Source organism: Enterobacter mori LMG 25706, assembly GCF_000211415.1.
GTDB classification, from domain to species: domain Bacteria; phylum Pseudomonadota; class Gammaproteobacteria; order Enterobacterales; family Enterobacteriaceae; genus Enterobacter; species Enterobacter mori.
In genome coordinates, this window is sequence record NZ_GL890774.1 from 396,399 (window position 1) to 399,423 (window position 3,025).

The window sequence follows — 3,025 nt, forward strand, 5'->3', positions numbered from 1 at the left end:
TCTCCCTTTGGGAGAGGGCTGGGGTGAGGGGTTGGTTTTTATTACTTCACCAGCTTCTTCGTCATCGCCAGCAGCGTACGCACGTCTTCCGGGCGCGTGTCGCCGCTGGCTTTGTCGATAATCGAGCTGTAGATATGCGGGATGATTTTGCTCACGCCCGCGTCGAGGGCGATCTGCAGGATCTCCTCATAGTTTTCCAGATCGATTCCCCCGGTCGGCTCCAGCCAGAAGTCGTGACGGGCGCAGGCTTCCGCCACCGCTTTGTACTCGTCACGGCACTTGAGGCCGCCCATCGGGAAGTATTTGATTGAGCTGCCGCCGAAATCTTTCAGCAGGGCAATCGCGGTTTCAACCGGCACGATGCCGTCCGGCGCGTTACTGCTCAGCGGGCCGGTGGAGATTTTGACCATCCCGACGGTGCCGGTCGGAGAGACCAGACCGTTGACCACCGATTCATTCTGCCCCAGCAGCGCGCGGCTGGTGGCCACGCCGGTGAATACCTGGTTGACGTGCTGCGGCTGCACCTGACGGGAGATTTCACTCACCATCGCCGACTGGTTCGGATCCCCCGCGCCCAGGCCGACGGAGAGCGCGTTATCAATCAGCGCGGCGTATTCACGCATATCGGCGACGGCGCTGTCCACGTCCGGGTAATTTTTGGAGAGCACGCCCACCAGCACATGACCTTCCGCCGCCTCGTAGATGGCGCTGGCGTTGGCTTTCGATCCTGCCAGCACGTTCAGGCAAACGCGGTCACGGTAAAAGTTGGGGGTCAGTTTCATGCTTTTTTCTCCTGTCCTAATACTTCGCTAATGCGGCGGTAGACGATGTTCAGCTGCTCAGCATTCACGCTGCGCACGTCCGCCTCGATAATCCCTTCGTTGGCCTTGTAGCCACGGAAGTAAATGGCGTATTCGCCCTGCTTCAGCTTCGCCACCAGATCGCCGGTGCCGACGCCCGTTGTGGCTTCATCAAACTTAATCTCGGTGCGGGCGATATCGCGACCCGCGCTGTCCCAGACCACGCGCGCGGTCACGCCGTTCAGGGTATTAAGCACGTCGATAAACGGCGTCATCTTCGCCACCATCTCAGCGCCGCTCTCTTTGGTGGCCGTCAGGTAGTGTTCGATGGCGCAGGTCAGGCCGAGAATGCCCTCTTTGCCCACTTTCATGGCGCGGCCAATGCCCGCCGTCTGACGCTTCACCCATTCAACATATTGAGTTTTGCCGATCACCAGCCCGCTGGTTGGCCCTTCAATCGCCTTCGCGCCGCTGTAGATCACCAGATCGGCGCCGGAGCGGTAGTACGCGTGCAGATCTTCTTCCGCTGCCGCATCGACGATCAGCGGGAGATCGTGCTTACGCGCCACGACCGCCGCCTGCTCGACGCTGAGCATGCTTTTCTGCACACAGTGGTGCGATTTGATGTAAAGGATCGCCGCCGTGCGTGGGGTGAGCGCCGCCGCCAGCTGATCGGCAGAACATTCGTTGGCGTAGCCCGCTTCCACCAGCTTGCCGCCGCCCAGCGCCACCATGGTGCCCACCGGCGCACCAAAGTTCACGTTGTGGCCTTTCGGCAGGACGATTTCGTTGTTCTCAATCGGGGTCACGTGCAGGTTTTCCAGCAGCCAGTCGCTGTCTTTTACCAGCACCGCCGCCACGGACTGGGCAATGCCCGCCGACGCGCAGGAGACCACCGTTGCCCCTTCCACATCCAGCAGCTTCGCGATGTATTCACCGGTTTTATTAACCAGATCCTTCATCTCGAAGTACTCATTCATACCGTCCATTGCCGCCTGCACCACTTCCGGGCGAGGCGTGGAGACGCCCAGCGCCGTCATGCGGCCGGACGTGTTGATAACCTGCTTTAAGTTGTACTTCTCATAAATCGAAGGCATGTTCCGTGCTCCCTTGTTCGGTCATGTAGCCCTTGCCCGCGCGGATCGCGGCAAGCGGCACCAGAATGTGTTCAGCCTGCAGGCTGTCGTTTTCGGCATCCGTCAGCACCGTCGGCTGGCGCTTGAGCGTGAACAGCGTCAGGTCGGCATCGAGACCCGGCTGAATGCGACCCTTATGCGCCAGGCGCAGGCCGTCGGCTGCGCTGGCGGTTACGCAGTCAATCACCTGCGGCAATGACATGCCGATGGCGAGAAACTTCGACATCACGCTTGCCAGCGAGCCTACCGGGCCGTTAATACGGTTGCGGCAGTAGATATCCGAGCTGATGGTGTGCGGCAGAATGCCCATCGCGATGGCGCGTTTCGCCACCTCAAAACTGAAGCTCGCCGTGCCGTGCCCCACGTCCAGACGCACGCCGCGCTTCAGGGCGGAGGTGATGGAGGCGCGCAGCTCGCCGGAGGGCGTCAGAATGCGGTTGGGTTTGCCGTTGTAGCAGTGGGTGATGATGTCGCCCGAGCTCAGCAGCTCGGCAATTTCGTCGAGGTTCGGCGGGTTGTTGCCGATGTGCACCATCAGAGGCAGGTCGCCGTTCTCTTTCTGAATGGCTTTGGCGCGCTCCAGCGGCGTAATGCCGTTTTCACCGACCACGCTGCTGCTCATACGCGCTTTCAGGCCCACGATAAAGTCGGGGTGACGTTTAACCGCCTGTTTGACCGCGTCGGCGTCGATATTCGCCATGTTGGCCAGTTCGTTTTGGGCAATCAGCCCCACGCGGGAGATGTTCAGCAGGGCAAAGACCTCGGTAGAGGCTTTGCGGGTGATGTCGTAGAAATCGTCCACGTCGTCGGCACCGGTACTGCCCGCGTCCACCACGGTGGTGACGCCGGTGGCAATGCCGACGCTGTCCGGTTCGTCGTGGTAAATCGGGGAGTTCGGGTAGCAGTGAACGTGGGAGTCAATCCAGCCTGCGCTGACGAATACGTCGCCGTTCAGCTCAACCGTTTTATGCGCGGGGGCGTCAATGTCGCCCAGCGCCGCGATCTTCCCGTCCTGAATGGCGATATCGGTCAGGGTATCGTCGGCAAGGCGCGCACGGCGCAGGAGTAAATCAAACATGAGGATCTCCT

3 protein-coding genes are annotated in these 3,025 nt (G+C 60.7%); all 3 read right to left on the reverse strand.

Annotated elements, in window-relative coordinates:
• Window positions 1–41: 41 nt before the first annotated feature.
• The 3 genes from dagF to ENTMO_RS0103710 are packed head-to-tail and all read right to left on the reverse strand — an operon-like array spanning window position 42 to window position 3,014.
• Window positions 42–782, reverse strand: coding sequence for a 2-dehydro-3-deoxy-phosphogluconate aldolase (gene dagF, locus ENTMO_RS0103700; RefSeq protein ID WP_010427365.1), 741 nt, complete (start codon window positions 780–782; stop codon window positions 42–44).
• Complete coding sequence (locus ENTMO_RS0103705) at window positions 779–1,897, reverse strand: DgaE family pyridoxal phosphate-dependent ammonia lyase (protein ID WP_010427367.1); 1,119 nt, start codon at window positions 1,895–1,897, stop codon at window positions 779–781. The genes dagF and ENTMO_RS0103705 overlap by 4 nt, the downstream gene beginning before the upstream one ends.
• Window positions 1,881–3,014, reverse strand: a complete 1,134-nt coding sequence (locus tag ENTMO_RS0103710; RefSeq protein WP_029484950.1) for an amidohydrolase/deacetylase family metallohydrolase — start codon at window positions 3,012–3,014, stop codon at window positions 1,881–1,883. The genes ENTMO_RS0103705 and ENTMO_RS0103710 overlap by 17 nt, the downstream gene beginning before the upstream one ends.
• Window positions 3,015–3,025: the final 11 nt, after the last annotated feature.

Bases quoted from the DNA above. Each gene is read 5' to 3' on its own strand.
- ENTMO_RS0103705 (WP_010427367.1), bottom strand. From the start codon at position 1,897: ATGCCTTCGATTTATGAGAAGTACAACTTAAAGCAGGTTATCAACACG.
- dagF (WP_010427365.1), bottom strand. From the start codon at position 782: ATGAAACTGACCCCCAACTTTTACCGTGACCGCGTTTGCCTGAACGTG.
- ENTMO_RS0103710 (WP_029484950.1), bottom strand. From the start codon at position 3,014: ATGTTTGATTTACTCCTGCGCCGTGCGCGCCTTGCCGACGATACCCTG.